Source organism: Acinetobacter sp. CIP 64.7 (genome assembly GCF_000369745.1).
Taxonomy (GTDB): Bacteria; Pseudomonadota; Gammaproteobacteria; order Pseudomonadales; family Moraxellaceae; genus Acinetobacter; species Acinetobacter fasciculus.
Window position 1 is genome coordinate 552007 of sequence record NZ_KB850178.1, and the last position, 23761, is coordinate 575767.

28 protein-coding genes and 3 tRNA genes are annotated in these 23761 nt (G+C 43.7%); 17 read left to right on the top strand and 14 right to left on the bottom strand.

Annotated elements, in window-relative coordinates; all coding sequences use genetic code 11:
- The first annotated feature begins 1 nt into the window (after nucleotide 1).
- The 7 genes from F890_RS04885 to panD all read left to right on the top strand — a co-directional run bounded on the left by F890_RS04885 (nucleotide 2) and on the right by panD (nucleotide 2846).
- Nucleotides 2–76, top strand: a tRNA-Gln gene (locus F890_RS04885).
- Nucleotides 77–94: 18 nt separating this feature from the next.
- Nucleotides 95–169, top strand: a tRNA-Gln gene (locus F890_RS04890).
- Nucleotides 170–261: 92 nt separating this feature from the next.
- Nucleotides 262–336 (top strand) — tRNA-Gln (locus F890_RS04895).
- A gap of 36 nt (nucleotides 337–372) precedes the next feature.
- Nucleotides 373–1326 carry a ribose-phosphate pyrophosphokinase gene (locus F890_RS04900; protein WP_004280601.1) on the top strand — a complete coding sequence of 318 codons (954 nt, stop codon included), beginning with the start codon at nucleotides 373–375 and terminating at the stop codon, nucleotides 1324–1326.
- Nucleotides 1327–1424: 98 nt separating this feature from the next.
- Nucleotides 1425–1721, top strand: coding sequence for a 50S ribosomal protein L25 (gene rplY, locus F890_RS04905; RefSeq protein WP_004645781.1), 297 nt, complete (start codon nucleotides 1425–1427; stop codon nucleotides 1719–1721).
- Nucleotides 1722–1739: 18 nt separating this feature from the next.
- A complete protein-coding gene (gene pth / locus F890_RS04910) occupies nucleotides 1740–2321 on the top strand; it encodes an aminoacyl-tRNA hydrolase (protein WP_004280604.1) in 582 nt (193 codons plus the stop codon).
- A 144-nt stretch (nucleotides 2322–2465) separates the two neighbouring features.
- Entirely contained in the window at nucleotides 2466–2846 is a 381-nt protein-coding gene (panD, locus tag F890_RS04915) for an aspartate 1-decarboxylase (RefSeq protein WP_005265888.1), read from the top strand.
- A gap of 68 nt (nucleotides 2847–2914) precedes the next feature.
- Here the strand turns inward: panD and F890_RS04920 are convergent, their stop codons facing one another.
- From F890_RS04920 to F890_RS04935, 4 genes are all read right to left on the bottom strand, one after another.
- Nucleotides 2915–3481, bottom strand: coding sequence for a GDYXXLXY domain-containing protein (locus F890_RS04920; RefSeq protein WP_004280609.1), 567 nt, complete (start codon nucleotides 3479–3481; stop codon nucleotides 2915–2917).
- Nucleotides 3481–5286, bottom strand: a complete 1806-nt coding sequence (locus tag F890_RS04925; RefSeq protein WP_005265891.1) for a DUF2157 domain-containing protein — start codon at nucleotides 5284–5286, stop codon at nucleotides 3481–3483. The genes F890_RS04920 and F890_RS04925 overlap by 1 nt, the downstream gene beginning before the upstream one ends.
- Before the next feature lie 90 nt (nucleotides 5287–5376).
- The gene (locus tag F890_RS04930; RefSeq protein ID WP_004280611.1) at nucleotides 5377–5988 is read right to left on the bottom strand and encodes a LysE family translocator; all 612 of its coding nucleotides are present in this window, start codon (nucleotides 5986–5988) and stop codon (nucleotides 5377–5379) included.
- A gap of 45 nt (nucleotides 5989–6033) precedes the next feature.
- Nucleotides 6034–6519 (bottom strand): DUF1289 domain-containing protein, encoded by a 486-nt coding sequence (locus tag F890_RS04935; RefSeq protein ID WP_026056525.1) that lies wholly within the window; start codon nucleotides 6517–6519, stop codon nucleotides 6034–6036.
- 189 nt (nucleotides 6520–6708) lie between these two features.
- On the opposite strand from F890_RS04935, the gene F890_RS04940 reads away from it, so the two are divergent.
- The 4 genes from F890_RS04940 to F890_RS04955 all read left to right on the top strand — a co-directional run bounded on the left by F890_RS04940 (nucleotide 6709) and on the right by F890_RS04955 (nucleotide 9283).
- Nucleotides 6709–7641 carry an oxygen-dependent tRNA uridine(34) hydroxylase TrhO gene (locus F890_RS04940; protein ID WP_005265894.1) on the top strand — a complete coding sequence of 311 codons (933 nt, stop codon included), beginning with the start codon at nucleotides 6709–6711 and terminating at the stop codon, nucleotides 7639–7641.
- Between the two features lie 205 nt (nucleotides 7642–7846).
- Nucleotides 7847–8125 (top strand): hypothetical protein, encoded by a 279-nt coding sequence (locus tag F890_RS04945; protein WP_004280617.1) that lies wholly within the window; start codon nucleotides 7847–7849, stop codon nucleotides 8123–8125.
- Nucleotides 8126–8212: 87 nt separating this feature from the next.
- Complete coding sequence (locus F890_RS04950) at nucleotides 8213–8830, top strand: DedA family protein (protein ID WP_004280619.1); 618 nt, start codon at nucleotides 8213–8215, stop codon at nucleotides 8828–8830.
- Nucleotides 8831–8857: 27 nt separating this feature from the next.
- The gene (locus F890_RS04955; protein WP_004280620.1) at nucleotides 8858–9283 is read left to right on the top strand and encodes an ABZJ_00895 family protein; all 426 of its coding nucleotides are present in this window, start codon (nucleotides 8858–8860) and stop codon (nucleotides 9281–9283) included.
- A 71-nt stretch (nucleotides 9284–9354) separates the two neighbouring features.
- On the opposite strand, the gene F890_RS04960 is transcribed toward F890_RS04955, so the two are convergent.
- Entirely contained in the window at nucleotides 9355–9879 is a 525-nt protein-coding gene (locus F890_RS04960; RefSeq protein WP_004280621.1) for a YecA/YgfB family protein, read from the bottom strand.
- Between the two features lie 71 nt (nucleotides 9880–9950).
- Nucleotides 9951–10157: a PA3496 family putative envelope integrity protein gene (locus F890_RS04965; protein ID WP_004280622.1), complete on the bottom strand. Its 207-nt coding sequence runs from the start codon at nucleotides 10155–10157 to the stop codon at nucleotides 9951–9953.
- Between the two features lie 351 nt (nucleotides 10158–10508).
- Here F890_RS04965 and rpoD point away from each other — a divergent pair, with 351 nt between their 5' ends.
- The 6 genes from rpoD (at nucleotide 10509) to F890_RS04995 (ending at nucleotide 17108) form a co-directional block, all read left to right on the top strand.
- A complete protein-coding gene (rpoD, locus tag F890_RS04970) occupies nucleotides 10509–12443 on the top strand; it encodes an RNA polymerase sigma factor RpoD (RefSeq protein ID WP_224215688.1) in 1935 nt (644 codons plus the stop codon).
- A 113-nt stretch (nucleotides 12444–12556) separates the two neighbouring features.
- Nucleotides 12557–12844: a YbeD family protein gene (locus tag F890_RS04975; RefSeq protein WP_004280625.1), complete on the top strand. Its 288-nt coding sequence runs from the start codon at nucleotides 12557–12559 to the stop codon at nucleotides 12842–12844.
- A 152-nt stretch (nucleotides 12845–12996) separates the two neighbouring features.
- Entirely contained in the window at nucleotides 12997–13656 is a 660-nt protein-coding gene (lipB, locus tag F890_RS04980) for a lipoyl(octanoyl) transferase LipB (RefSeq protein WP_004731898.1), read from the top strand.
- Between the two features lie 74 nt (nucleotides 13657–13730).
- The gene (locus F890_RS04985) at nucleotides 13731–14264 is read left to right on the top strand and encodes a hypothetical protein (protein ID WP_004280628.1); all 534 of its coding nucleotides are present in this window, start codon (nucleotides 13731–13733) and stop codon (nucleotides 14262–14264) included.
- Nucleotide 14265: 1 nt separating this feature from the next.
- Complete coding sequence (locus tag F890_RS04990; protein WP_004280629.1) at nucleotides 14266–15450, top strand: iron-containing alcohol dehydrogenase; 1185 nt, start codon at nucleotides 14266–14268, stop codon at nucleotides 15448–15450.
- A gap of 266 nt (nucleotides 15451–15716) precedes the next feature.
- Nucleotides 15717–17108 carry an APC family permease gene (locus F890_RS04995; protein WP_004731900.1) on the top strand — a complete coding sequence of 464 codons (1392 nt, stop codon included), beginning with the start codon at nucleotides 15717–15719 and terminating at the stop codon, nucleotides 17106–17108.
- A 68-nt stretch (nucleotides 17109–17176) separates the two neighbouring features.
- On the opposite strand, the gene F890_RS05000 is transcribed toward F890_RS04995, so the two are convergent.
- From F890_RS05000 to rplU, 8 genes are all read right to left on the bottom strand, one after another.
- A complete protein-coding gene (locus tag F890_RS05000) occupies nucleotides 17177–17659 on the bottom strand; it encodes a hypothetical protein (protein ID WP_005265895.1) in 483 nt (160 codons plus the stop codon).
- An 89-nt stretch (nucleotides 17660–17748) separates the two neighbouring features.
- Nucleotides 17749–18225 carry a tRNA (cytidine(34)-2'-O)-methyltransferase gene (locus F890_RS05005; protein ID WP_005265896.1) on the bottom strand — a complete coding sequence of 159 codons (477 nt, stop codon included), beginning with the start codon at nucleotides 18223–18225 and terminating at the stop codon, nucleotides 17749–17751.
- A gap of 245 nt (nucleotides 18226–18470) precedes the next feature.
- Nucleotides 18471–19853 carry a siroheme synthase CysG gene (gene cysG / locus F890_RS05010; protein WP_005265897.1) on the bottom strand — a complete coding sequence of 461 codons (1383 nt, stop codon included), beginning with the start codon at nucleotides 19851–19853 and terminating at the stop codon, nucleotides 18471–18473.
- 73 nt (nucleotides 19854–19926) lie between these two features.
- Nucleotides 19927–21198 carry a serine--tRNA ligase gene (gene serS / locus F890_RS05015; protein WP_004731908.1) on the bottom strand — a complete coding sequence of 424 codons (1272 nt, stop codon included), beginning with the start codon at nucleotides 21196–21198 and terminating at the stop codon, nucleotides 19927–19929.
- 112 nt (nucleotides 21199–21310) lie between these two features.
- Complete coding sequence (locus F890_RS05020) at nucleotides 21311–22060, bottom strand: RsiV family protein (RefSeq protein WP_005265898.1); 750 nt, start codon at nucleotides 22058–22060, stop codon at nucleotides 21311–21313.
- 169 nt (nucleotides 22061–22229) lie between these two features.
- Nucleotides 22230–22925 carry an outer membrane lipoprotein periplasmic chaperone LolA gene (lolA, locus tag F890_RS05025; RefSeq protein WP_004280638.1) on the bottom strand — a complete coding sequence of 232 codons (696 nt, stop codon included), beginning with the start codon at nucleotides 22923–22925 and terminating at the stop codon, nucleotides 22230–22232.
- Between the two features lie 247 nt (nucleotides 22926–23172).
- Nucleotides 23173–23427: a 50S ribosomal protein L27 gene (gene rpmA, locus F890_RS05030; RefSeq protein ID WP_004280639.1), complete on the bottom strand. Its 255-nt coding sequence runs from the start codon at nucleotides 23425–23427 to the stop codon at nucleotides 23173–23175.
- Between the two features lie 19 nt (nucleotides 23428–23446).
- Nucleotides 23447–23758: a 50S ribosomal protein L21 gene (rplU, locus tag F890_RS05035; protein WP_004280640.1), complete on the bottom strand. Its 312-nt coding sequence runs from the start codon at nucleotides 23756–23758 to the stop codon at nucleotides 23447–23449.
- Between the last annotated feature and the right edge of the window lie 3 nt (nucleotides 23759–23761).

Consider the following 23761-nt stretch of genomic DNA (forward strand, 5'->3'; position numbering starts at 1 on the left):
TAGGGGTATCGCCAAGTGGTAAGGCACCGGGTTTTGATCTCGGCATCCGTTGGTTCGAATCCAGCTACCCCTGCCATCTTACAGTCATCAAATTAGGGGCGTCGCCAAGTGGTAAGGCACCGGGTTTTGATCTCGGCATCCGTTGGTTCGAATCCAGCCGCCCCTGCCATTTTCTCGAAAAAAGACAGAACACTCATTTGCTGTAAGACTGTTAATTTACCTTGACACTTTACCGCAAAAATATTAAAGTTCTGCCGCATTAGGGGTATCGCCAAGTGGTAAGGCACCGGGTTTTGATCTCGGCATCCGTTGGTTCGAATCCAGCTACCCCTGCCATCTATTCCCATATATCCCAACCGCCAAGGGTGCTTCATGCCCAATCTTGTCGTTTTTAGTGGATCTGCGCATCCACAATTCGCTCAAAAAGTCGTAAGTCACTTACACATTCCTCTAGGCGCTGCCTCTGTAGGTCAGTTCTCTGACGGTGAAATTGCTGTCGAGATTACTGAGAACGTTCGTGGTAAAGACGTATTTATCGTACAACCTACTTGTGCCCCAACTAATGATAACCTGATGGAAATCTTGGTGATGGCTGATGCTTTGCGTCGTGCAAGTGCGGGTCGTATTACTGCCGTGATTCCTTATTTTGGTTATGCTCGTCAAGACCGTCGTCCACGTTCAGCACGTGTTCCAATCACTGCAAAAGTTGTAGCAGACATGCTCACTACTGTAGGCGTTGACCGTGTGGTGATGATCGACTTGCATGCTGACCAGATCCAAGGCTTCTTCGATATCCCTGTAGACAACATCTACGGTACACCAGCGCTACTTGCTGACTTGCGTCAACAATCGCATCACAATCTGATGGTGGTTTCACCTGACGTAGGTGGTGTAGTGCGTGCACGTGCTGTTGCGAAACAAATGGGCGATATCGATCTTGCAATCATCGATAAGCGTCGTCAAAAAGCGAATGAATCACAAGTGATGCATTTGATTGGCGATGTAAAAGATCGTGATTGTGTCATTGTTGATGACATGGTAGATACTGCTGGTACGCTATGCAAAGCTGCTGATGCATTGAAAACTTTCGGTGCTCGCAAGGTTGTTGCGTATGCAACGCATCCAGTACTTTCTGGTAAAGCGATTGAAAACTTAAAGAATTCTGTGATTGATGAACTGGTTGTGACTGATACCATTCCTCTTTCTGATGAAGCTTTAGCACTGGGCAAGATTCGCCAGGTTTCAGTAGCCAGTATGGTTGCCGAAACGATTCGTCGTATTAACAACGAAGAATCTATTAGCGCAATGTTCGATTCTTATCTATAATAGAGCGCTGAATTTTCAAAGCCCTGCCATTTGGTAGGGCTTTTACTCACCAGACTGGTCGCAAGTCTGGTTCATTTAACTTAAATAGGATGTCTATCATGGCAAACTTCGTATTAAACGCAGCAGCACGTGAAGAAGCAGTTCAAGGGAAAGGTGCGAGCCGCCGCCTTCGTCTTCAAGCTAAAGTTCCTGCAATCATCTACGGTGGTGAAGCTGCTCCTGTAGCAATTACTGTTGAGCTTCGTCAGCTTGTTAAATTCTTAGAAAACAATTCATTCTTTGAAGAAGTTATCGAAATTGATGTAGACGGTAAAGTTGAAAGCGTTAAAATCCAAGCGTTACAACGTCACCCAGCTAAAAACACACCTATGCACGCTGACTTCAAACGCGCATAAGTGTTAATGGTGTAATTAGTGTCAAATATTTCACTGATTGTTGGTTTGGGTAACCCAGGTTCTGAGTATGCCCAAACCCGCCATAATGCAGGCTTCTGGTTCGTAGAACGCCTTGCAGAGCAATATGGCATTACCCTCAAAAAAGACCCAAAATTCAACGGATTTAGCGGTCGTGGCAATATCGAAGGTCAAGACGTCCGTCTTCTTCTACCGACAACCTTTATGAACCTTTCCGGTAAAAGTGTTGTTCCTTTCGCCAAATTTTACAATATCGCACCTGAATCGATCCTGATTGCCCATGATGAACTGGACATGAATCCTGGTGTCATTCGCCTGAAAACTGGCGGTGGTCACGGTGGTCATAATGGTCTACGCGATATCGTTCCGCATATTGGTTCAAACTTCCATCGCCTGCGTATTGGAATTGGTCATCCTGGTGCCAAAGACCGTGTTTCCGGTCATGTACTCAGTAAAGCACCAAGCAGCGAACAGAATTTAATGGATGATGCAATTTCTCATGCCCTCGCCCGCACAAAAATGCTGGTGAATGGTGAAGTACAGCAAGCCATGAATCAAATCAACGCATATAAGCCGAACTAAACATTCAAAAATTGCTGGACAATTCCGCTTGCCAGAAAGTTTATTTAAGCGCAAAATGCGTTTGCTCGATTGTTCACCATACAGCAAGCAAGATTGATTTAACCAAATGATCAAACTCTTAGGTCAACTCAGGGGACGCTAGCCATGCTATCTCGTTTATTAAAATGCAAAATTCACCGCGCTCACGTTACACATGCAGAACTACACTATGAAGGTTCATGTGCAATTGATGGCGTTTTGATGGATTTGGCTGGCATTCGTGAATACGAAGAAATTCATGTGTGGAACGTGACCAATGGTAAACGTTTTGCAACTTATGCAATTCGTGGCGAAGACAATTCAGGTATCATCTCAGTCAATGGTGGCGCTGCGCATCAGGCCGATGTAGGCGATATCGTGATTATTGCAACCTTTGGCGATTTCACTGAAGCTGAAGCGAATGCCCATCAGCCTCGCTTGGTTTATGCTACCCCAAACAATACAGTCAGCCACACTGCCAACTGTATTCCGGTACAAGTCGCATAAGCTGATCAGACCAGATACCCAAAAGCTCGCACATTGCGGGCTTTTTTAATACCCGAATATTGACCTATTTAACTGCCCTCTCGCCAGCTTTTAGAGCTTTCACAGTTTAAGGGTTTTAATTGTTGATCCAGCAAATCAAATAACAAGGCCTTGCCATTTTCCTTCACTTTCAGCTCTGCAAATTTGGCGTTACGATAACAAGGCTCCAGACCCTCGGGGAACATGAAACTGTTAGCAGCAGGATACAAAGCCTCAAAAGTATTGCGTGGGTTTTTCAGCATTAATCGGGCTACACGTTCCGATTGATTGAGTGCACTTCGATCAAAACTGGTTTTAATAACTCTGCGCTGCTGATCCAGCTGCACATAACTCATTACATGTGATTGATTTTTAAAATCTTCAATCTTTATGTCAGAAACAGGCTGTTCGGAACCATTCCCCGCTGCCACTGCGCTAAAATGCAGATCATAGTTCAGTACCATATAATCCCCTTGCAGGATCGAACGCGGATCGACTGGTGCCAACTCGACAAAGATACTGTCGCTTTTGGCCAGATGCCATTCATGCTGGACAATTAAACCTACGAATAAAGCAATACTAAAAATACTAAGATGCAGTGCCATAAACTTTTTCATCATGAGACCACTCCTGCTTTCAGCTGGAACTTCGGTGAACTCAACACATAAGCCAAAAGCAACACCAGCACACCTGAGGCAAAAATACTGACACTTTTAAATAAAAAACTTAGTCCCAGATTGTAATACAGCAGCCATAACCAGAAGATCAGTAGCAAAATGGTCAAGGCTTGCATCAATCGTTGTTGATTCACCATGGCCCAAGCCATAAACACTAAAATGATAAAAATTTCAAAGTAACCCAATGCAATCAGCAGAATTCCCGCAGCAGGAATGAGCCAGAGTTGAATTCGTGAAAATTGCTTGAGATGAATCCCGACAAAACTCAATAGCCAGAAAGCTGGCAAAATATAGAAAATAATGGCTTCATCTATACCGCGTGGCTGCAATTGCTGAGCCACACCAAATTGCAGTAAACATTGAAAAATAGCCGTCACCACCAAAATACTAATCATCCATAAATTCATGCTTTTGGCATAAGCTGAAGCGAGCCAGTATCTCGCAGTAAGCAAAGCTCCTGTCAGAATGCTGTAATTCAGCAGCATGATCCACGTCAGCAGGCGCTGATCCTGAAAAAATGCATGTTGGTCGACCAGAACTGCAATTCCCAGTATATGTGCAAGTAACAACTGCAACAGCACCACCAGCCAATGCATACGACTCATGATAGTCAGCAGCGTAATGCCGACTTGTATCAGCCAGATTAGCAATAGACTCTCTGTGAGTAATTGAGTATGAATCAATACCGCGGCCTGACCGCAAACCCATAAACAATAAGCCAATTGCCGCAGAAAAACTGAGGGCTTGCTACGAATCAACCACCAGGCGACTGCGATAAAAATGATTCCCATCAGAATCGAAAAACTTTTCCAATAGGTCAGCAACAGCATGGCCAAGATCACACCAGCAATCCACGCGCCCAGAGCCAATGGAATGACCGAAAACCGGCTCTTGGGCAACAGCTTGATCAGCAGACCTGTAATAGCTGCGAACCAGCTGAATATCAGCAAAGCTAGTATCAATAAGCCAGCGGCAGAATCATGTAAATATTGCTGAGTGAGATCAAAAATGAGAACACTAAAACTCAGGGCCAGTCCTGCAACAAGCAAACTGGTTTCAAGCTGTTGCTTTCGGGTATAGAAATAAACACTGAATAAAATAGGCAGAACCAGCACCGAAGCCAAATACCAGATCGAATCCGAGTCGATAAACCGGAACATACTTACTACTGAAATAAGCACCACGACAGCGATAAACAGATAGCGCAAAACCGGATAATAACGTAAGGCATAGATCATACTTAGCCCGGTCAACAGATTCAGACCGAGCAGATAAAGAGTTTCAGCACGCACCAGCCAAAAGCTTTGTTTAAAATAAAAATAGAGTGCTAACTGGCTGACCACACAAAATAATGCAAAGATCCCAATATTCGGCCGATACAGCCAAGGCAGCAACAGCAAAGCCCAAAGCAGAAATAACTGATAACTGTCAGCACCAGTCTGATAAATCTGTCCAATCACGGCCAGACTTAAGCCCAGCATTAGACCCGATACAGTATCCAGACTTTGTCTTAACTTTTCCCGCGCAGTGAAACGCACACTCAGCAATGCTGAACCCAGCAATAAAATTTGAGGAATAAACAGCTGGACAAATTTGGGCAACATCCACCAGTTTGCTGCCAGCAGATACACGATACTGACAGCGATCAGCGCCAGCCCAATGATTTGAAGAATTTGAATCACAGCAGGTTGAATAAATAACAGCGGGGAAAATGGACGATCTGGCGATGGTACTGTTCTGGACATACTGATCTGTTCAATTTTTATTTGATTTCACCTTAGCATGATTTTTGCAGGATATGCCAGGCAGGAACAGTTCAAGTATGCTGTACATTTTTAAATCAGGATTTGATAAATTCCGTACCCTGCAATCATGAGCAGAATCATGCCGCACAATGCCAGCAAATGTGGATAGAGTCGAGAATGGGATAAGTGGTTGAAACCCAAATACACCACAGACAAAGTCAGAAAATCCAGGAGAATCCAGCTCAAAGTCAAAATAATTAAACTTAAATCAAGATCAGGAGTAATCCCGATAAACTGCGGGAAAAAAGCCGCAAAGAAAATAATGTCCTTCGGATTAGAAATACCAACCAAAAAACCTTGTCGAAAACCACCATGCACAGGAACTAGATTCTCCTGAGCTTGCTCCTGCTGCTTAAAAATAACTTCACGGAAAATCTGCCAGCCCAGATAGCCAATATATAAACAGCCCAGCAGCTTGATCGCATCCAGCCATTGCGCATTAATGACCAACAAACCTTTTAGACTCAATACCGATAAGGCAATTAACACCAGAGAGGCGAAATTGGTACCAAAAATGGTTCTTAAAGCCGCCGCATAACCACCTTTTAAACCGGCACTGGCCACCAGCAACATCACTGGGCCAGGTGTAGCGATCATCACCACAACAGCCAGACAATATAAAAAATATTCACTAATATTCATGCCACCCCTCAGCTATTGTTATTTTTATGCATAAAAAAAGAGGACTTAGTCCTCCTCTTGTATATGAATCAGTTGCTGACTGATACCGTCTGCCCGCAGAAAAGCCAGATCATAACTGGCAGTAGCCAAGGCCAAGATCCGGCGCTCAAACTCATCCCACAACGGACGCACCTGCTTATAATGGATGGCCAAACCACTATCGTCGGTAAAATGCCGATTTTTTTCACACAGCTTTAAAGCATGATACAGCTTGCGCCCTTTGGAAGCATCATCACGCAAGCGCACCCGTTTCGACAGCACAAAGGCCTGCACTTTGACAAGATCGGCATGCGGTAACAATGGCACCAGAATCTGATCCAGCTGTGCATCCAGTCGCTGCCACACAGCTCGATGCTGCTCAGCACTATACGTATTCCAGTGAATCACTTCATGATTAAAACGGCGACAACCACGACATACCGCATCACCAAATACGGTCGAGCAACGCCCTGCACATGGGGTTAAAGACGCAATACGACGATCTGAACTCAAAACACACTCCAAAGATACTGCAACTTTCAGTATCTGCATCACTGCACAAAATCCTGGGCCGGGCATGACTATACACGCTCTCTCCCATGAATTGAAGCCTGTTAAAAGACTTGCGTTTTACTCGCTTATTCACTCGAATCAAGCTAAAATATGCGCCTTTCAAATTATCATGCTACGTTGGAGTATTCCATGAACGCTACTGTAGAACAGCTTGCACCTGTAGAACAGCAAGCGACGACTGGTTGGGTTGTTGCCGCACTTTATCAATTCAAAGAAGTTCAAGATCCTGCCGATCTTCAGCAACGTCTTCTGGACCTGGTAAAATCCATCAACCTTTGCGGTACTCTAATTGTGGCAGGTGAAGGCATTAACGGTACGGTTGCAGGCGACCGTGCATCGATTGATCAAATTCACCAGTTCCTTCTGAATGAAGGTTTTAACGAAATGGAATACAAAGAATCTGACAGTTCTGAAAAACCATTCCGTAAAATGAAAATTAAATTAAAAAAAGAAATCGTGACTTTAGGCGTGGAAGTGAAACCGCGTGATTTAGTCGGTCACTATCTTGATCCAAAAGAATGGAACGAACTGATTGCACGTGATGACGTGATTCTGGTTGATACCCGTAACGATTACGAATACAAAGCAGGTACGTTCAAAGGCGCGATTGATCCGAAAACTGAAAGCTTCCGCGAATTCCCTGAATACGTGAAAAATAATCTGGAACAGCACAAAGACAAGAAAATTGCCATGTTCTGTACTGGCGGTATTCGTTGTGAAAAATCCACTTCACTTCTTCTACAAGAAGGTTTTACCGAAGTGTATCACCTGAAAGGCGGCATTCTAAAATACCTGGAAGAAACCCCGGCTGAAGAAAGCATGTGGGAAGGTGAATGCTTCGTGTTTGATGGTCGTACTGCCGTAACGCACGGTGTTGAAGAAGGCCAAAATACCAAGTGTCATGCGTGTGGCTGGCCTTTACTTCCAGAAGAAGTTGCCCTCCCAAGTTATGAACATGGTGTCTCTTGTGTGTACTGTATTGACAAAACCACCGAGAAACAAAAAGAAGGTTTCCGTATGCGTCAATCACAAATTTTAGCAGCAAAACGCAAACGCCTCTAATTTGGCCTTTTGTAATGAAATATATAAAAACCCTCCTCGGAGGGTTTTTTGTTTACATAAAAATCACAACAGCAATAAAACTCTTACCAATTACTTACCAAGAACCTCATTTTTTTTCAAACAAGATTGTTAGTCTAATGATACGGTGATTTATAAGCTAAGTCTTTCATTATTAACTGAATTTTTAAGTGAAAAGGAATATAAAATGGCAGGCTCACTTGCTCGAGATTCAGACAACCTGGTTCAATTTCAACCTAAAGAAAATATAAAATTGCAACGGCTTCATCAAATTTCTGAAGAGCTTGAACAGCAGTCACATCTGTTCGTCGTTATCTTGGGAACCGTCATTGGGGCCATTTTGGCACTGTTCATTGGTTACCATATCAATACCAGCATCATGCATTTTATCCTGCTGAGTATTTTGCCGATCTGCTTGGCCTATTTCTTACGTAAAGTTTATATTTATACCCTGACGCATAGCTGATTCTGCCTGATCATTTATATTCCAAGACTTTACCGCACAAAAAATACTGCTTAGGATACAGGCAGTATTTTTTATTTTGCCAATCATATGAATCTGACCGAATGGATTATTTCCGTCATGGAGCAACTGGGCTACTGGGGCATTGCCCTGCTCATGTTCCTGGATAATGTCTTCCCGCCAATCCCTTCCGAAATTATTATGCCTTCCGCGGGCTATTCAGCCTCTCAGGGCGAGTTAATACTCGTCGGGGTGATCATGTCCGGTTGTATCGGCTCCCTGCTGGCAGCCGCCTTACTGTACTGGATTGGCTATAAATTTAACCATGATTCTATTTTTAAATTTGTCGATCGTTATGGTAAATATTTATTTATTAAATCAGAGGATGTGAAAAAATCACTGAGCTGGTTTGAGCATTATGGTCACCGCATTGTGTTCTTTGGTCGCATGATTCCTGCGGTTCGCTCGCTGATCAGCATTCCTGCCGGCATGAGTCATATGCCCTTCTGGAAATTTATGTTCTATAGCACACTTGGAACCATCATCTGGACTACGTTTCTGGCTTGTGTCGGATTTTATTTTGGCGAAAACCAGCAGTTGATGCAGCAAATTTTTAGTAAAGTCAGTTATGTGATTATTGCCATTGTTGCGGTAATTATTATCTGGATTTTCTACCGTAGACAGCAGCGTAAAAATCGTCCATCCTGAGGAAGATCCCTTAAGGAGATTAAAACGATGTCGCATTATCTTAAATATTTTGCCACCGTTTATCTGACCTTGGTTCTATTGGTAGGCATACTCATCTATGTATTCAATCTGGGTGCCATTCTGCTGATTCCTGCCCTGATTGCTTCCGCCTTTCTCAGTGCCCGATACTTTGTTAAGAAAGAACTTCGTTTGCCGACTCAGGAAGAGAAAAGCAAACTGGTCTGGGGCTCCACCATCATTGCCATGACATTCGGGTTTATCTTTTTAGTTGTGGTCATCTGGATGAACCCGCAGACAGATGAAATTTATAGAACCATCACCTATACAGGAAGAGGAACAAATTCATTTCTGGTGGCTGCCAGCATTGCCTTACATGCTTTGCTGTTCCATATCGCCTACAATGCTTATGCGCGCTACAGTCTGGCGAAGCGTACAGGCATGGAAAGAAAATAGGATCGAGTAAATCTCAAAGATGCAAAAAGGCCAAAGCTAAAAAAAGCACCCTGCGGTGCTTTTTTTATGAATTATTCTGGAGTGTGATACATCAGATACAATTCATTTAAGTTTTCTGGAATTTCTTCTGCAAGCTCGTCCATTAACTGACCATTGCGACGGAAAGTTTCCATTTGTGGATCTTCATCATCGATGCCACTGAAGACCATGATTGGCAGGGTTAAATCCACCAGTTGTTCTTCAAATTCTTCAGTAAACCAAGCGTCTTCGTTCAGGAACATGGCATCTACAAAGCCCACACTCCAGTCACCCAGGCTTGATTCAGTATCTGCTTCTTCAATTTCAAACGGGAACGTAATCCCTTCTTCATTGGCTAAGCTTTGACGAATAGACTCTAACCATGCTTGCACCTGAGTGATGATTTCTGCAGGCACTTTCTTTTGATTACTATCAAAAAGTTCGTCTAACCATTTGTCGAATTTTGGGCCTACTGCAATAGCACATAAGAAACCATGGGTTGCCGCGAAATCTAGACCATGTTCATTTTGGTCACCATCTAGATATTCACTCAACAGGTCTAAATCTAAAGCACTCATCTAACATCCAAACTTAGAAAACCGAAAGGTTTAGCATAGCATTTATTCAGACTATGCTAAATCCGAATTCGTTAATCTTCGTCATCAAAATCGTCGTCATCGTCGAAGTCATAGTCAAAATCTTTGAGTTCGCGCTCTAAACGACGTTGGGTCAGTAGATCATCGATCAGACGACGTTTTTCCAACGACTCTTTAGCACTGAGCTTGCTAGAAGCCTCATCGAAATTAACATCATCTTCACCGAAGTTATCATCTAGTTCAAAATCTGTAGAAGACACTAAAACTTCCTCATGAGTGAAAAATGTAAAAGGATTTAAGCGCTATTTATCGTGCCTAAAATAACAAGTCAAGTTTTATTTGGATTTTCGTATTTTTAATTTGTAATTAGGGGTTTTTTCTGTCTCAATTGTGTGCCATGATATAATCCACCCTGCGTCCTTATGTTTTTTGATTCTCCTTTTTTGAGTCATAAACAGACACGCATGGGATGAACTTGAAAACAACAAATTCACCCCCATCTTAAATTACTGAATTTCATTTTAAATATTTTATCAGACAGCTTTCATGCTGAATTCTCTGATGAAATATGTAGGCTATTCACTAAATTTAACGAGCTTAAATCGTGCAGCATTGTACGGTTTTTTACTGCCACAGATTCAACGAAGAGTAAGCAAAAGATGAGCGATATGACTTCCCCTACTTCTCAAGTAGCGGCTCTGATTAGCCGAGGCAAAGAACAAGGTTATTTAACCTTCGCTGAGGTTAACGATCATCTGCCGGACTCCATCACAGAAAGCGAGCAGATTGAAGACATCATTCAGATGCTGAATGACGTTGGTATTCCGGTACATGATCGCGCGCCTGAATCTGATGATACGATGTTCGAAGATACTGCAGAAGCGGCGGATGAAGTTGCAGAAGAAGAAGCTGCAGCCGTACTTGCCTCGGTAGAAAACGAGCCAGGTCGTACCACTGACCCTGTACGTATGTATATGCGTGAGATGGGTACAGTAGAACTTCTGACTCGTGAAGGCGAAATCAGCATCGCAAAACGCATCGAAGAAGGTATTCGTGATGTTTTGCACTCGATTGCTTACTGGCCGAATGCGGTAGAAGTGGTACTGCAAGAATACAAAGATTATGAAGCGGGTGAACGCCGTCTTGCTGACCTTTTATCAGGTTATTTAGATCCTGAATCAGATGAAGAAATTCCTGAAGTTCTAGAAGAAGAAGCGGTTCTTGCTGAAGATGAGACTGACTCGAAAAAATCGACCAAAGATGTAAAACTGGACGATGATGAAGAGGAAGAAGAAGCAGATTCTGATGATGAATCAGAAGCAGATTCTGGTCCAGATCCTGAAATTGCTAAAGCGCGTTTTACTGAACTGGAAAATGCGTGGCTGAATACCAAAGCAACTATTGAAAAACATGGTCGTGACAGCAAACAGGCTGAAGAAGCTTTGCAGGCACTTGCAACTGTATTCATGATGTTCAAATTTACCCCGCGTCTATTTGATATCATTTCTGAAATGATTCGTGGTACCCATGATCAAATTCGTGGTGCAGAACGTGAAGTGATGCGTTATGCAGTACGTCGTGGCCGTATGGATCGCACCCAGTTCCGTACCAGCTTCCCGGGCCAGGAATCGAATCCAGCCTGGTTAGACGAGCAGATTGCGAAAACACCTGCAGACCAGAAAGCTTATCTGGAAAAAGTACGTCCAGACGTATTGGCCTTCCAGCAAAAAATTGCCGATATCGAGAAAGAGCTTGGCCTTGATGTAAAAGGCATTAAAGACATTGCCAAACGTATGGCCGTCGGTGAAGCCAAAGCACGTCGTGCCAAGAAAGAAATGGTTGAAGCGAACTTGCGTCTGGTAATTTCGATTGCGAAGAAATATACCAACCGTGGCTTGCAATTCCTGGATCTGATTCAGGAAGGTAACATCGGTCTGATGAAAGCCGTAGACAAGTTTGAATACCGTCGTGGTTATAAATTCTCGACTTATGCGACTTGGTGGATTCGTCAGGCAATCACACGTTCGATTGCGGATCAGGCACGTACCATTCGTATTCCGGTACACATGATTGAAACGATCAACAAGATCAACCGTGTATCTCGTCAGCTTCTACAGGAAATGGGGCGTGAACCGACGCCTGAAGAACTGGGCGAACGTCTGGAAATGGACGAAGTTAAAGTACGTAAAGTACTGAAAATCGCCAAAGAACCAATTTCGATGGAAACACCGATCGGTGATGATGAAGATTCACATCTGGGTGACTTCATTGAAGACAGCAACATCACTTCACCAATTGATGCGGCAACGTCTGAAGGCCTGAAAGAAGCGACACGTGAAGTTCTGGAAAACCTGACTGAACGTGAAGCCAAAGTCCTAAAAATGCGTTTTGGTATCGATATGCCGACCGACCATACTTTGGAAGAGGTGGGCAAACAGTTTGACGTAACACGTGAACGTATTCGTCAGATTGAAGCGAAAGCGCTGCGTAAACTTCGCCATCCATCGCGTTCAGAACACTTACGTTCATTCCTTGAGAATGATTAAGATTTGATGCTTATTCTGGAGACTTGAAATTTGATCATCAGTCTCCATTTAAGTAGCCAAGACAAACCCAAACGCCTGCATGATTGCAGGCGTTTCAAATCAGGGGGACTACCATGTTAGACCGTACACCATCTCGTGAACTTCAAGAACATCTTTGGGTTTTCCCTATGGATTATCCGATTAAACTGATTGGCCTTGCGGGCGATGAATTGCGTCATGCTGTCATCGACATTTTTCTGAAACATTTTCCAGATTTTGAAGGTGATAGCGTCAGTATTACGCCATCACGTACTGGAAAATACCATTCCATTACCGCACAACTGCGCTTTTTGGAACTGGAACAGGTTCATGCAGTATATGCAGATTTGGCCGCTTGCCCGCTAATTAAAACAGCACTCTAATCGAAAATACAAAAGACACGCTTCCGGGCGTGTTTTTTTTATGCCTGTACAATGACTGAGCTAGCGCTTAAATATTGCAGATCTCACCCCTATTTCATGCCGAAGCCATTATAATTATGATCAGTTTTTTATAATTACTAAGGACACTCCCTGTGACTGATGTGCTGCAAAAGCCCGAGCTGATCATTCGTCAATATCACGACCTCACACCTTATGAAGATCGTTTTCTGGAAATGAAAACATTTACGGAAACCCGTGATGAACATAGCCCGGATCAATTGTGGATTTTGCAACATCAGGATGTACTCACTCAAGGTCAGGCAGGAAAACCGGAACATATTCTAATACCGAGCAATATCCCGGTGATTCAGACCGATCGTGGTGGTCAGGTGACCTGGCATGGTCCCGGTCAATTGGTGGCTTACTTCATGTTTGACCTGAATCGTCTGGGCTGGAATGTGCGCACGCTGGTGTCTTATGCTGAAAACCTGATGATTGACTTGCTGAAAAAATATGGCATTGATGCCTATGCCAAACCGGATGCACCCGGGGTATATGTGTCTGAGCGAAAAATTGGCTCACTCGGTTTTAAAATTCGTAAAGGCCGTAGCTACCATGGTCTGTCCTTAAACCTGGATTGTGACCTGAGCGGATTCAACACCATCAATCCTTGTGGCTATGCAGGACTGGAAATGGTACGCATGAGTGACCTGCTCGAACAACCACCCCAGTTTAGCCAGTTGTGCACTGAAATTATTGAAACTTTGCGCCACAGCGGGTACTTTAAGCAAATAACTGTCGAGCAAAGATAAAGCCTTTGCATTTCAACCCCAAATAAATTAGAGTATTTACTCTAAACTAATAATATTGAGATAGGGATCATCACGTGATTGCGACTAAATCCGTAAAACCCGCTTTGCAGCTTGCCTATGTCAAACTCATGATGGATGTGATTGGCCGAGGTCTGGTCATGGCAAGTCAGGTGGATAAAGAAATCAAACAGGAAGTGGCCCATTTTCCAGAAAATTTTACTCTTTCCATGAAAGTCTTTCCGCATGGCCCGGCCTTTGTAGCGCGGGTCACTGAGGACAAACAACTGGAACTGGTTAAAAATCTGGAAAAAGCACCTGATTTGATCATTACCTTTAAACATCTGCACCATGCCTTTTTGGTGTTTTCTTTTCAGGAAAGTACCTCACAGGCTTTTGCCCATGACCGTATGATTGCTGATGGCGATATTTCCAATGCCATTCGCCTCGTTCGCTGCCTGAATAAAATGGAAGCACTGATTTTGCCGAAAATGGTGGCACAACTGGCAGTGAAAGAATATCCAAGCAATCTAAGCCTAAAAGAAAAACTAAGCGAAGCGAGCAGTATTTATCTGAAAATCGCTCAATCCTATTTGAAACGGAGTGTATAACATGGCTAAACCTTATTATGAATTTTTCTGTCCGGTCAAAGTGATTGCCGGTCATGCCGCGTTAGAACATATTCCGTTTGAACTTGCGACTTTAGGGGCCAAACGTCCGCTGATCATTACCGACAAAGGCGTCCGTGCCAACAATTTGTTGGCACCAATTGAAGCTGCATTTGAAATGGCAGATGCTGCAATTGTAGCGATTTTTGATGATGTACCACCCGACTCTAGCTTGGGTACAGTGCGCAGTGCGGCAAAGCTGTATCGCGAAAATCATTGCGACGCGATCATTGCTGTGGGCGGAGGTTCAGTCATTGATACCTCTAAGGCAACCAATATTCTGGTATCGGAAGGCGGTGATGACCTGCTGAAATATTCGGGTGCACATAACTTGCCTAAACCGCTGAAACCGTTCTTTGTGATTCCAACCACATCTGGTACAGGTTCAGAAGTGACCATGGTCGCTGTCGTGTCGGACACTGAAAAGAACGTCAAAATGCCGTTCGCCTCTTATTATCTGATGCCGCATGCTGCGATTCTGGATCCCCGCATGACCCAGACCTTGCCGCCACATTTAACCGCCATGACCGCAATGGATGCTATGACCCATGCGGTCGAAGCTTATACCTGCATGGCAGCCAATCCGATTTCGGATGCTTATGCCACCGCCGCAGTCAAAAAGATCAGTACCCACCTATTTAATGTGCTGGATAACCCTTCCGATGCACAAGGCCGTCTGGAGCTGGCACAGGCATCGACCATGGCGGGAATTGCATTTTCCAACTCGATGGTTGGCATTGTGCATTCACTGGGGCACTCATTGGGTGCAGTGGTACACCTGCCGCATGGTTTATGCATGAACTTATTCCTGCCTTATGTGCTGGAATACAACAAAGAGGTCAATGGCGATAAAATCGCAGATCTGCTCCTGCCTTTGGCGGGTGCCGATATTTATGCACAAACGCCGGCGCATCTACGTGCTGACAAAACTATTGCAACGATTCTAACCATGCGTGACCGGATTTACAGTCTCACCAAATTACCGCGCACATTACGTGAAACCGGTAAGATTTCTGAAGCCCAGCTCGATGAAGTGGCAGAGAAAGCCCTGAATGATGGTTCCATCATTTATAACCCGAAAGAAGCTACCCTGGAAGATTTAAAATCTATCTTAAAAAAGGCTTGGTAATTACTGAAAAATAAGCCAATATAGCCGAAATTCTAGCCTGATGTTTTTTTAAACATCAGGCTTTTATCTTGCATAAGAAAAAATTCGATTTCTATTTTTGAATGGCACATTTTATGCAGGACAAAAGTCAAAAAATAGCTAGCAAAAGCCGTTCTTTTCAAGTAGATTGGCGGACTTTTATAGAAAACTGTAGGGGGGATCGTTCGTCTCAAACGATCCTTATAAATATGACTGATCCTTGATCAACGATTAAGAGGATAACGCCGTTGACTAATATCTCTGGGACTCAATCGGCAGCTAAACTGCAAAAAACGCTGGGACTCTGGCACATCATTATTATTGGTTTAGCTTATATTCAACCCATGACCTTGTTTGATACATTTGGTCTGGTATCTGAAGAAAGTAACTTCCACGTTCCCACCTCTTACATTTTTGCACTGATTGCAATTTTGTTAACCTCCTTGAGCTATGGTCATATGATTCGTCGCTACCCTTCTTCGGGTTCGGCCTATACCTATGCGCAAAAATCCATCCACCCGAACGTAGGTTTCATGGTGGGTTGGTCATCCTTGCTGGATTACCTGTTATCGCCAATGGTCAATATCATTCTGGCGGTGATTTATCTGGAAGCACTTTTCCCAGACATGAACCATTGGGTTTGGGTCATTGGTTTAACCGCCTTTATGACCGCGATTAACCTTCGTGGTGCGAGATTTGTTGCCAACTTCAACAGTATGATTGTATTCGTACAATTGGGCGTCATTGCATACTTCACCTGGATGGTTTACCAACTTCTGGAAGGTGGTGTAAATGCAGACGGCACACTGGTCAATGCAAAGTATCAATTGTGGAGTTTAGAGCCATTCTGGAATGAGTTTACGTCTGTTGCTGCCCTGATTACCGGTGCAACCTTACTGTGTTTCTCATTCACAGGTTTTGACTCCTTAAGTTCTCTTGCTGAAGAAACCAAAGATACTGAGAAAACCTTACCTAAAGCGATTTTCTTGACTGCATTATTGGCAGGTATCATCTTCATCATCAGTACTTACTTTATGCAGATCTTCTTCCCGAATGATCCAAAAACTTACTTTGAAGATATCGCTGCAACACAGCCGGATATTTTACAAGCTGTAGGTGGCGTGGCGTTTAAGACAGTCGTACTTTACTTCGCAATTGTGACAGTCATGGCTTCTGGTATTTCAGCACATGCGGGTGTATCACGTCTGATGTATGTAATGGGTCGTGATGGCGTAATCAACAAGAAGATCTTCGGTCATATTAGCCCGAAAAACTATACACCTTCATACAACATCTTAATCGCTGGTGCAGTGGCTTTAACTGCTGGCTTTATGGATCTTGATTTTGTGGTGTCGTTGATCAGCTTTGGTGCCTTAACTGCATTCAGTTTCGTCAACTTGTCGGTGATTTCACGTTATGCATTACGTGACGGTCGTACCAAGAGTGCTAAAGAGATCATGAACTTTGTCGTGGTTCCTTTACTTGGCTTCATTTCAGTCTTTGCTCTGTGGCTAGAAGTCGATGAAGCTTCGCTTAAATATGGTCTGATCTGGGCATTTGGCGGTATCTTGTACTTAGGTTATAAAACCAAAGGCTTCAAGCACCCTGCTCCTCAGCACAATGAATTTGACGATAAATAATATCGTTTTGCTTCAAATAAAAAAGGCGCTTCATGCGCCTTTTTTATGTCTGTCATGTTTTGATTTTACTAATGCAGATAGCAATCAAAACCCATCTGGGTATTGACCCGATTATTTTCATAACCCAGTTTCTCAATAAACAGACTGCGATTAGACAATAACTTTTGCTCTTCCGGACCTAAACGGGCTTTATTCTTGACGGCCAGTTGATACATTTCATCCACGACATCCTGAAAAATATCACAGACTTCCTCACGCTTGGCGGGCTTTAATTTACGCCCTCGCCAGGTCCATTGAAAATCATCTGCATCCAAGCTCTTCCCCCATTTTTCAATACGCGTATCTAAGCGTTTCTGCATGTTGAGCAAACCCTGCTGTATTTCTGCCTGAGTAATGGACTGAACTTCCTTTGTTGCCGATGTGGCGGCACTGCCCTCTTCCGCACTCACGGAAGCCGCAATAGATCCAAGGCAACATGCGATGATAAGTTTTAATAGAGGCTTCAAGGCTGCACCTTTTGTTATATTTGATAAAGTTATAAATTCAAGCATACAACGAAGTGAAAAGCAGTTTATCTATTCGTTACACAAAATAAAAAAGCCACCCAAAGGCAGCTTTTAGAATCATCACAAATTTCAGCTTAAAGCGTTTTAAAACCTTGCTGACGCCAAGCTTCGTAGACAATTACTGCAGTGGCATTCGACAAGTTCAAACTTCGGGAGTTTTCTGCCATCGGTAAACGAATCCAGTGCTTTTGCGGAAACATCATACGAACATGTTCAGGCAGACCACGAGTTTCCGGACCCATTAACAAGGCCACAGGACGGTTTAAATCCGAAGTATGCGGTGTTTCAGAACCTTTGGTGGTCAATGGATAGATTGCATCCAGCCCAATGCCTTTGCTTGCCAAATCGGCCAGACAGTCTTTGATGTTTTCCCAAATCTGCATATTGGCATATTCGTGATAATCCAGACCGGCACGTTTCAGCTTTTTGTCATCCAACTCAAAACCCAGCGGCTTGACCAGATGTAACTGTGCTCCTGTATTGGCACACAGACGAATAATATTGCCTGTATTTGCAGGAATTTCAGGCTCATATAAAACAACGTGGATCACAGCTTACTCACTCAATATATTTAATTCAGACACAACATTCGCCTTGCGCTCGGGCAAAGCAGTGCTTTGCTTATCCTCTTACTTCAGGCCTAGCCTTCGTCTTGCGCTCGGGGCAAAGCAGTGCTTTGCTTATCCTCTTACTTCAGGCACAGCCTTCGTCTTGCGCTCGGACAAAGCAGTGCTTTGCTTATCCTCTTACTTCAGGCACAGCCTTCGTCTTGCGCTCGGACAAAGCAGTGCTTTGCTTATCCTCGCTCATGCCATTGCAATTGTTCACGTAAGCGTACAACTTCACCAATAATGGTCAAAGTCGGGGCTTGAATCTGATGTTCGGACACTTTGGATGCAATATCAGCAAGCGTTCCTACTACAACTTTCTGTTCAGGCGTCGTACCTTTAGAAACCAAGGCCACTGGCATGTCGGCTCGCTGACCATGAGCGATTAATTCTGCACAGATTTTCTCCAGTCCCACCAACCCCATATAAAGCACTAAGGTCTGGTTTTCATAGACCAACTCACTCCAAGGCAATTCTGGCGAACCTTCTTTTAAGTGACCGGTCAGGAAACGCACACTTTGCGCATAATCACGATGGGTTAATGGAATACCGGCATAGGCTGAACATCCTGAAGCTGCGGTAATCCCTGGAACCACCTGGAAAGTAATCCCAGCAGCGAATAGCTCTTCAATCTCTTCGCCGCCACGCCCGAATATAAATGGATCACCACCTTTCAGACGGCAAACCCGCTTTCCTTCACTGGCATATTTGACCAATAAAGCATTAATCCCATCTTGCGGAACCGCATGATTGGAACGCGCCTTACCCACATAGATCTTTTCCGCATCGCGGCGGCACAGCTCCATAATTGGCGCTGAGACCAGTCGGTCGTAAATCACCACATCGGCTTGCTGCATCAAACGTAAGGCTTTTAAGGTCAACAATTCTGGATCACCCGGACCCGCACCGACCAAGTAGACTTCACCTTTTGGCTTTTGCCACTCTTGTAATGCTTGCTCGATCAGGCGATCTGCTTCCGCGATATTGTCGTTGAACACCTGTTCTTTTAGCGGACCGGCATATAAATCTTCCCAGAAAATACGGCGTTCATCCGGATTGACAATTTTAGCCTTAACCGTACTGCGCCATTTTCCTGAAAATTCAGCCAGCTTGCCCATACCATGCGGAATAGCGGCTTCTAACTGAGTACGGATCTGCCGTGATAACACGGGCGACGTACCATTCGATGCGACCGAAATGACCAATGGCGAACGGTCAATAATCGCAGGCACCATAAATCGGCAATGCGGCGGATCATCAACGCTATTGACCAGGACATTTTCCGCTTCACACAGTTCAAAGACCTGACGATTGGTCTCTGCATCGTCAGTTGCCGCAATTACCAGTCGATATGGACGTAATGCAACTTCAGGATGAAAAGCTGCCTGCACATAGTGTCCTTGGCTATTTTGCACAATTCGCAGCAGACTCTCTTCAATTTCAGGCGCAATCACATGAATGATCGCACCTGCTTTTTGTAGGAGAAGTGCTTTACGGTATGCAATATGTCCACCACCGACAATCAGACAAGTTTGCTGTTGCAACTTTAACGAGATTGGAAAAATATCCACGAACTACCTCAAAATTTTAAATCTGACTGTCTATGCAATTTTCATGCACATTTAGGGATGCTGAGATCGACAATTAGTCGATATAAGTCGCACCACACATATATGGACGTAATACTTCAGGAATCTCAATGGAGCCATCGGCACGTTGATAGTTTTCCATTACTGCAAGTAAAGTACGACCCACGGCCAGACCTGAACCATTCAAGGTATGCACAAATTCAGTTTTCTTCTGATCAGCACGGTAACGCGCTTTCATACGACGCGCCTGGAAATCCCCCATGTTTGAGCATGAAGAAATTTCACGGTAGGTATTTTGGCTTGGTACCCAGACTTCCAAGTCATAAGTCTTGGTCGCACCAAAGCCCATGTCACCACCACAAAGTAAAATTTTACGATATGGAAGTCCGAGTGCTTGCAAAATGCCTTCAGCATGGCCAGTCAATTCTTCAAGCACTTGCATCGAAGTTTCAGGTTTTACAATCTGAACCATTTCGACTTTGTCGAATTGGTGCTGACGGATCAAACCGCGGGTATCACGACCATAAGAACCTGCTTCGCTACGGAAACATGGCGTGTGCGCTGCATATTTCAGTGGCAGACGGTCTGCATCAATAATTTCATCACGTACGAAATTCGTCACTGGCACTTCAGCAGTTGGAATCAGATAAAACTCTTTTTCGCCCTGCAGCTTAAACAGATCTTCTTCAAATTTAGGCAGCTGACCAGTCCCACGCAATGAATCTGCATTGACCAGATAAGGCACATAGGCTTCGGTATAACCATTTTGATCAGTATGCGTATTTAGCATGAACTGGGTAATGGCACGTTGTAAACGCGCCAATGGACCTTTCAATACACTGAAGCGTGAACCAGTTAATTTGGTCGCGGTTTCAAATTCAAGACCGCCCATCATTTCGCCCAGATCCGTATGGTCTTTGATTTCGAAATCAAATTCACGCGGTGTACCCCATTTCAGGATTTCCACATTATCGCTTTCGTCTTTACCTTCAGGCACAGCTTCATCTGGCAAGTTTGGAATAGATAATAATTTTTCTTCAAGCTCAGCTTGCAGTTCAGCCAGTGCTGCTTCAGCTGCTTTGATTTCATCACCAATCGCAGACATGCGTGTCATGATTTCAGATGCGTCGCCACCTGCTTTTTTAATTTGACCGACTTGTTTGGCACCGGCATTACGTTCAGCTTGCAGTGTTTCTGTCTTGGACTGAATCTCTTTACGGCGTGCTTCTAGGGATGCCCACTCTTCAACATTGAGTTGAACACCACGTTTTGCCAAGGCTACATTTACAGCCTCAATATTATTTCTGAGTAATTTCGGGTCGATCATAATCAATCTTTGCAGAAGAAAAAAACTGGCTATAGTGTAAGCTCTTAACGTCAAAAAATACAGTGACCATGACCCTGGCTGCGTCCTATTAGCACAATATTTAGGAAGCTTCTTACTGCAAAATGGCTAAATATTCAGGCTGAATCACTTCCTTTAAATCCACATAGGACACTTTTAATTCAGGCATTCCTGTTGCTGCGGGAGCTAATTCGCCTGCTGGATACACCATCACCAGACCTGTTGTATCAAAATAATAGTTATCACTCAATTTTAACTGCTGTGGTTGAATGCCCTGCGTATTCAGCCATTGAGTATTGGCCTGATACATTGCATTCAGCAGTTTCTGCTCACCGCCATTTAATAATAGTTGGGAGAGGGCCAAACGTTTTCTCTGCTTTAGATCAAAATTGATATATTCCACATGTTTCAGAGAAGCATTTTTGCTCCTCGCCAGATTGGAACTTTTTAAGGCAAAAGTCGCCAGATAAGCGTGCTGACCAATAAATTCTACCTTGATAAAGCGCTGATCCAGATAATGCGGCTCATCAGCTTTTTTAGGATTTTTCTGGGTGATTTTGGTGAATGCAACAGGTTCGGTATGCTGTATCCGCTCAATAAAATATTGATTAATCCAGTCAATATTGCTGTCCACCGTTTGTAGATCGAAGCGCACACAACCTTCTATTTCACATACCACTTTGGCTGCCCCTTTAATTGGAACGGTTTTGGCTTCAATTTGCACAACCCGATCTGTTTGCGCGAGCGTTGCCACTGAGCTGGATTGAGGCTGACAACCCAACACACCCACAGTGAGTAATAAAACAGCGTAAATTTCAGCAATTTTAAATAGATTAATCTTCATTTTGAGCTCCCAAAATTTTGCAATTTCATTGACTCGACTTTTATTTATTCTAAGATGCTCTCGTGTTTAGATATAGCTGAACCTTGTAGCCTGTCCAAAACAATCCTGATGATCGGCAATAAAAAAGCAACCTCGAAAAGTTGCTTTTTTAGTTGGTTCATATTGATGCTTATTGATCAATGATGTCCGTACCTTTTGGTGGAGTAAAGTTAAAGGTAGAGGCTGGAATACTGCTATTTACTTTTACATTGCTAAATTTGATATTGGTGGTTTGTCCCAATGAATCCTGCAAGATCATCAAGCTTGGTGCTTTGTTCGCGCCAAAGCTAATGGTCAGGCTTTCAAACACACCATCGGTATTTTTAGGATACAGCGTGTAATAGGTTTTGCCTTTATTTGGCTGAGTCACCCGGTAAGACTGCATAATCTGGCTGGTGTTTCCTGACAGCAATAACGCCGGCGTATTGGCAACCTGTTCATCTAAGCTTTGACGAACGGCTTGCTGCAAGTCCGGATCATAAATCCATACGGTTTTACCCGTGGTTGCAATGACTTGCTTCGACGGTGCGGTCGTTTCCCAATAGAATTTACCCGGACGCGCGACTTTCATCACCCCTTTAAAGGTTTGATTCATATGTTGTGCGGTCAAACCTTTTTTCTGGGTCGCTCTTGGATTGGTTACCTTGGTACTTTGTTCGAAATTTGCTGTCATGCTACGCACATGATTGAGCTGTTTGACCAGACTGGCTGTTGCCTGTTGCTCCGAAGCTGCCACAGGTGCAGCAAACACGGTTGTACTCATCACCGGTGCTAAAGTCACTGCACCCAGAGCCATAGCACAGACGGTTTTACGAAGCATATTCATAATTTCACCCTTATATTTTGCTTGATCGCAATTTATTTGATAGCTCATCTTAAACGAAAATTAAAAGCTAAAATGATAGAAAATAAGAACTTTTGTATTGTTATTAATTCGAAACTGGTTTTTTTGTTCATCATCATGAAGATTTCAGGACAATTTTTACATTATGGAATGTCGCTTAATCTGAACATTAATTTTCAGGCATAAAAAAACCCACAATAACTGTGGGCTTTTTTTCTATCTCAGCGGATTACGCGTCAACAGATACGTAGCGACGGCCAAATTGACCTTTCACTTCGAATTTTACTACGCCATCAGCAGTAGCAAATAATGTATGGTCACGACCCATACCAACGTTTTGACCAGCGTGGAATTCAGTACCACGTTGACGAACGATGATGTTACCTGCAGTTACAGTTTGACCACCGTAAACTTTAACACCTAACATCTTAGGATTCGAATCACGACCGTTCTTAGTCGAACCACCGGCTTTTTTAGTTGCCATGTCTATTTACTCCTCGTAATTAGCCTGAAATAGCTGTAATTTTCAACTCAGTGAACCATTGACGGTGACCTTGTTGTTTACGGTAGTGTTTACGACGACGCATTTTGATGATGCGGATTTTGTCGTGACGACCATGGCTAACTACTTCAGCAGTTACAGTAGCACCAGCAACAACTGGAGCACCGATTTGAATGCTTTCACCGTTAACAAGCATCAATACGTCATCAAACGTAATAGTCGCGCCAGTTTCAGCTTTCAATAATTCTACTTTAAGGGTTTCACCCTCAACTACACGGTGCTGTTTACCACCGCTTTGGATTACTGCGTACATAAT

Bases quoted from the DNA above. Each gene is read 5' to 3' on its own strand.
- F890_RS04900 (WP_004280601.1), top strand. From the start codon at position 373: ATGCCCAATCTTGTCGTTTTTAGTGGATCTGCGCATCCACAATTCGCT.
- rplY (WP_004645781.1), top strand. From the start codon at position 1,425: ATGGCAAACTTCGTATTAAACGCAGCAGCACGTGAAGAAGCAGTTCAA.
- panD (WP_005265888.1), top strand. From the start codon at position 2,466: ATGCTATCTCGTTTATTAAAATGCAAAATTCACCGCGCTCACGTTACA.
- F890_RS04920 (WP_004280609.1), bottom strand. From the start codon at position 3,481: ATGAAAAAGTTTATGGCACTGCATCTTAGTATTTTTAGTATTGCTTTA.
- F890_RS04925 (WP_005265891.1), bottom strand. From the start codon at position 5,286: ATGTCCAGAACAGTACCATCGCCAGATCGTCCATTTTCCCCGCTGTTA.
- F890_RS04930 (WP_004280611.1), bottom strand. From the start codon at position 5,988: ATGAATATTAGTGAATATTTTTTATATTGTCTGGCTGTTGTGGTGATG.
- F890_RS04940 (WP_005265894.1), top strand. From the start codon at position 6,709: ATGAACGCTACTGTAGAACAGCTTGCACCTGTAGAACAGCAAGCGACG.
- F890_RS04945 (WP_004280617.1), top strand. From the start codon at position 7,847: ATGGCAGGCTCACTTGCTCGAGATTCAGACAACCTGGTTCAATTTCAA.
- F890_RS04950 (WP_004280619.1), top strand. From the start codon at position 8,213: ATGAATCTGACCGAATGGATTATTTCCGTCATGGAGCAACTGGGCTAC.
- F890_RS04955 (WP_004280620.1), top strand. From the start codon at position 8,858: ATGTCGCATTATCTTAAATATTTTGCCACCGTTTATCTGACCTTGGTT.
- F890_RS04960 (WP_004280621.1), bottom strand. From the start codon at position 9,879: ATGAGTGCTTTAGATTTAGACCTGTTGAGTGAATATCTAGATGGTGAC.
- F890_RS04975 (WP_004280625.1), top strand. From the start codon at position 12,557: ATGTTAGACCGTACACCATCTCGTGAACTTCAAGAACATCTTTGGGTT.
- F890_RS04990 (WP_004280629.1), top strand. From the start codon at position 14,266: ATGGCTAAACCTTATTATGAATTTTTCTGTCCGGTCAAAGTGATTGCC.
- F890_RS05000 (WP_005265895.1), bottom strand. From the start codon at position 17,659: ATGCTTGAATTTATAACTTTATCAAATATAACAAAAGGTGCAGCCTTG.
- serS (WP_004731908.1), bottom strand. From the start codon at position 21,198: ATGATCGACCCGAAATTACTCAGAAATAATATTGAGGCTGTAAATGTA.
- F890_RS05020 (WP_005265898.1), bottom strand. From the start codon at position 22,060: ATGAAGATTAATCTATTTAAAATTGCTGAAATTTACGCTGTTTTATTA.
- lolA (WP_004280638.1), bottom strand. From the start codon at position 22,925: ATGAATATGCTTCGTAAAACCGTCTGTGCTATGGCTCTGGGTGCAGTG.
- rpmA (WP_004280639.1), bottom strand. From the start codon at position 23,427: ATGGCAACTAAAAAAGCCGGTGGTTCGACTAAGAACGGTCGTGATTCG.
- rplU (WP_004280640.1), bottom strand. From the start codon at position 23,758: ATGTACGCAGTAATCCAAAGCGGTGGTAAACAGCACCGTGTAGTTGAG.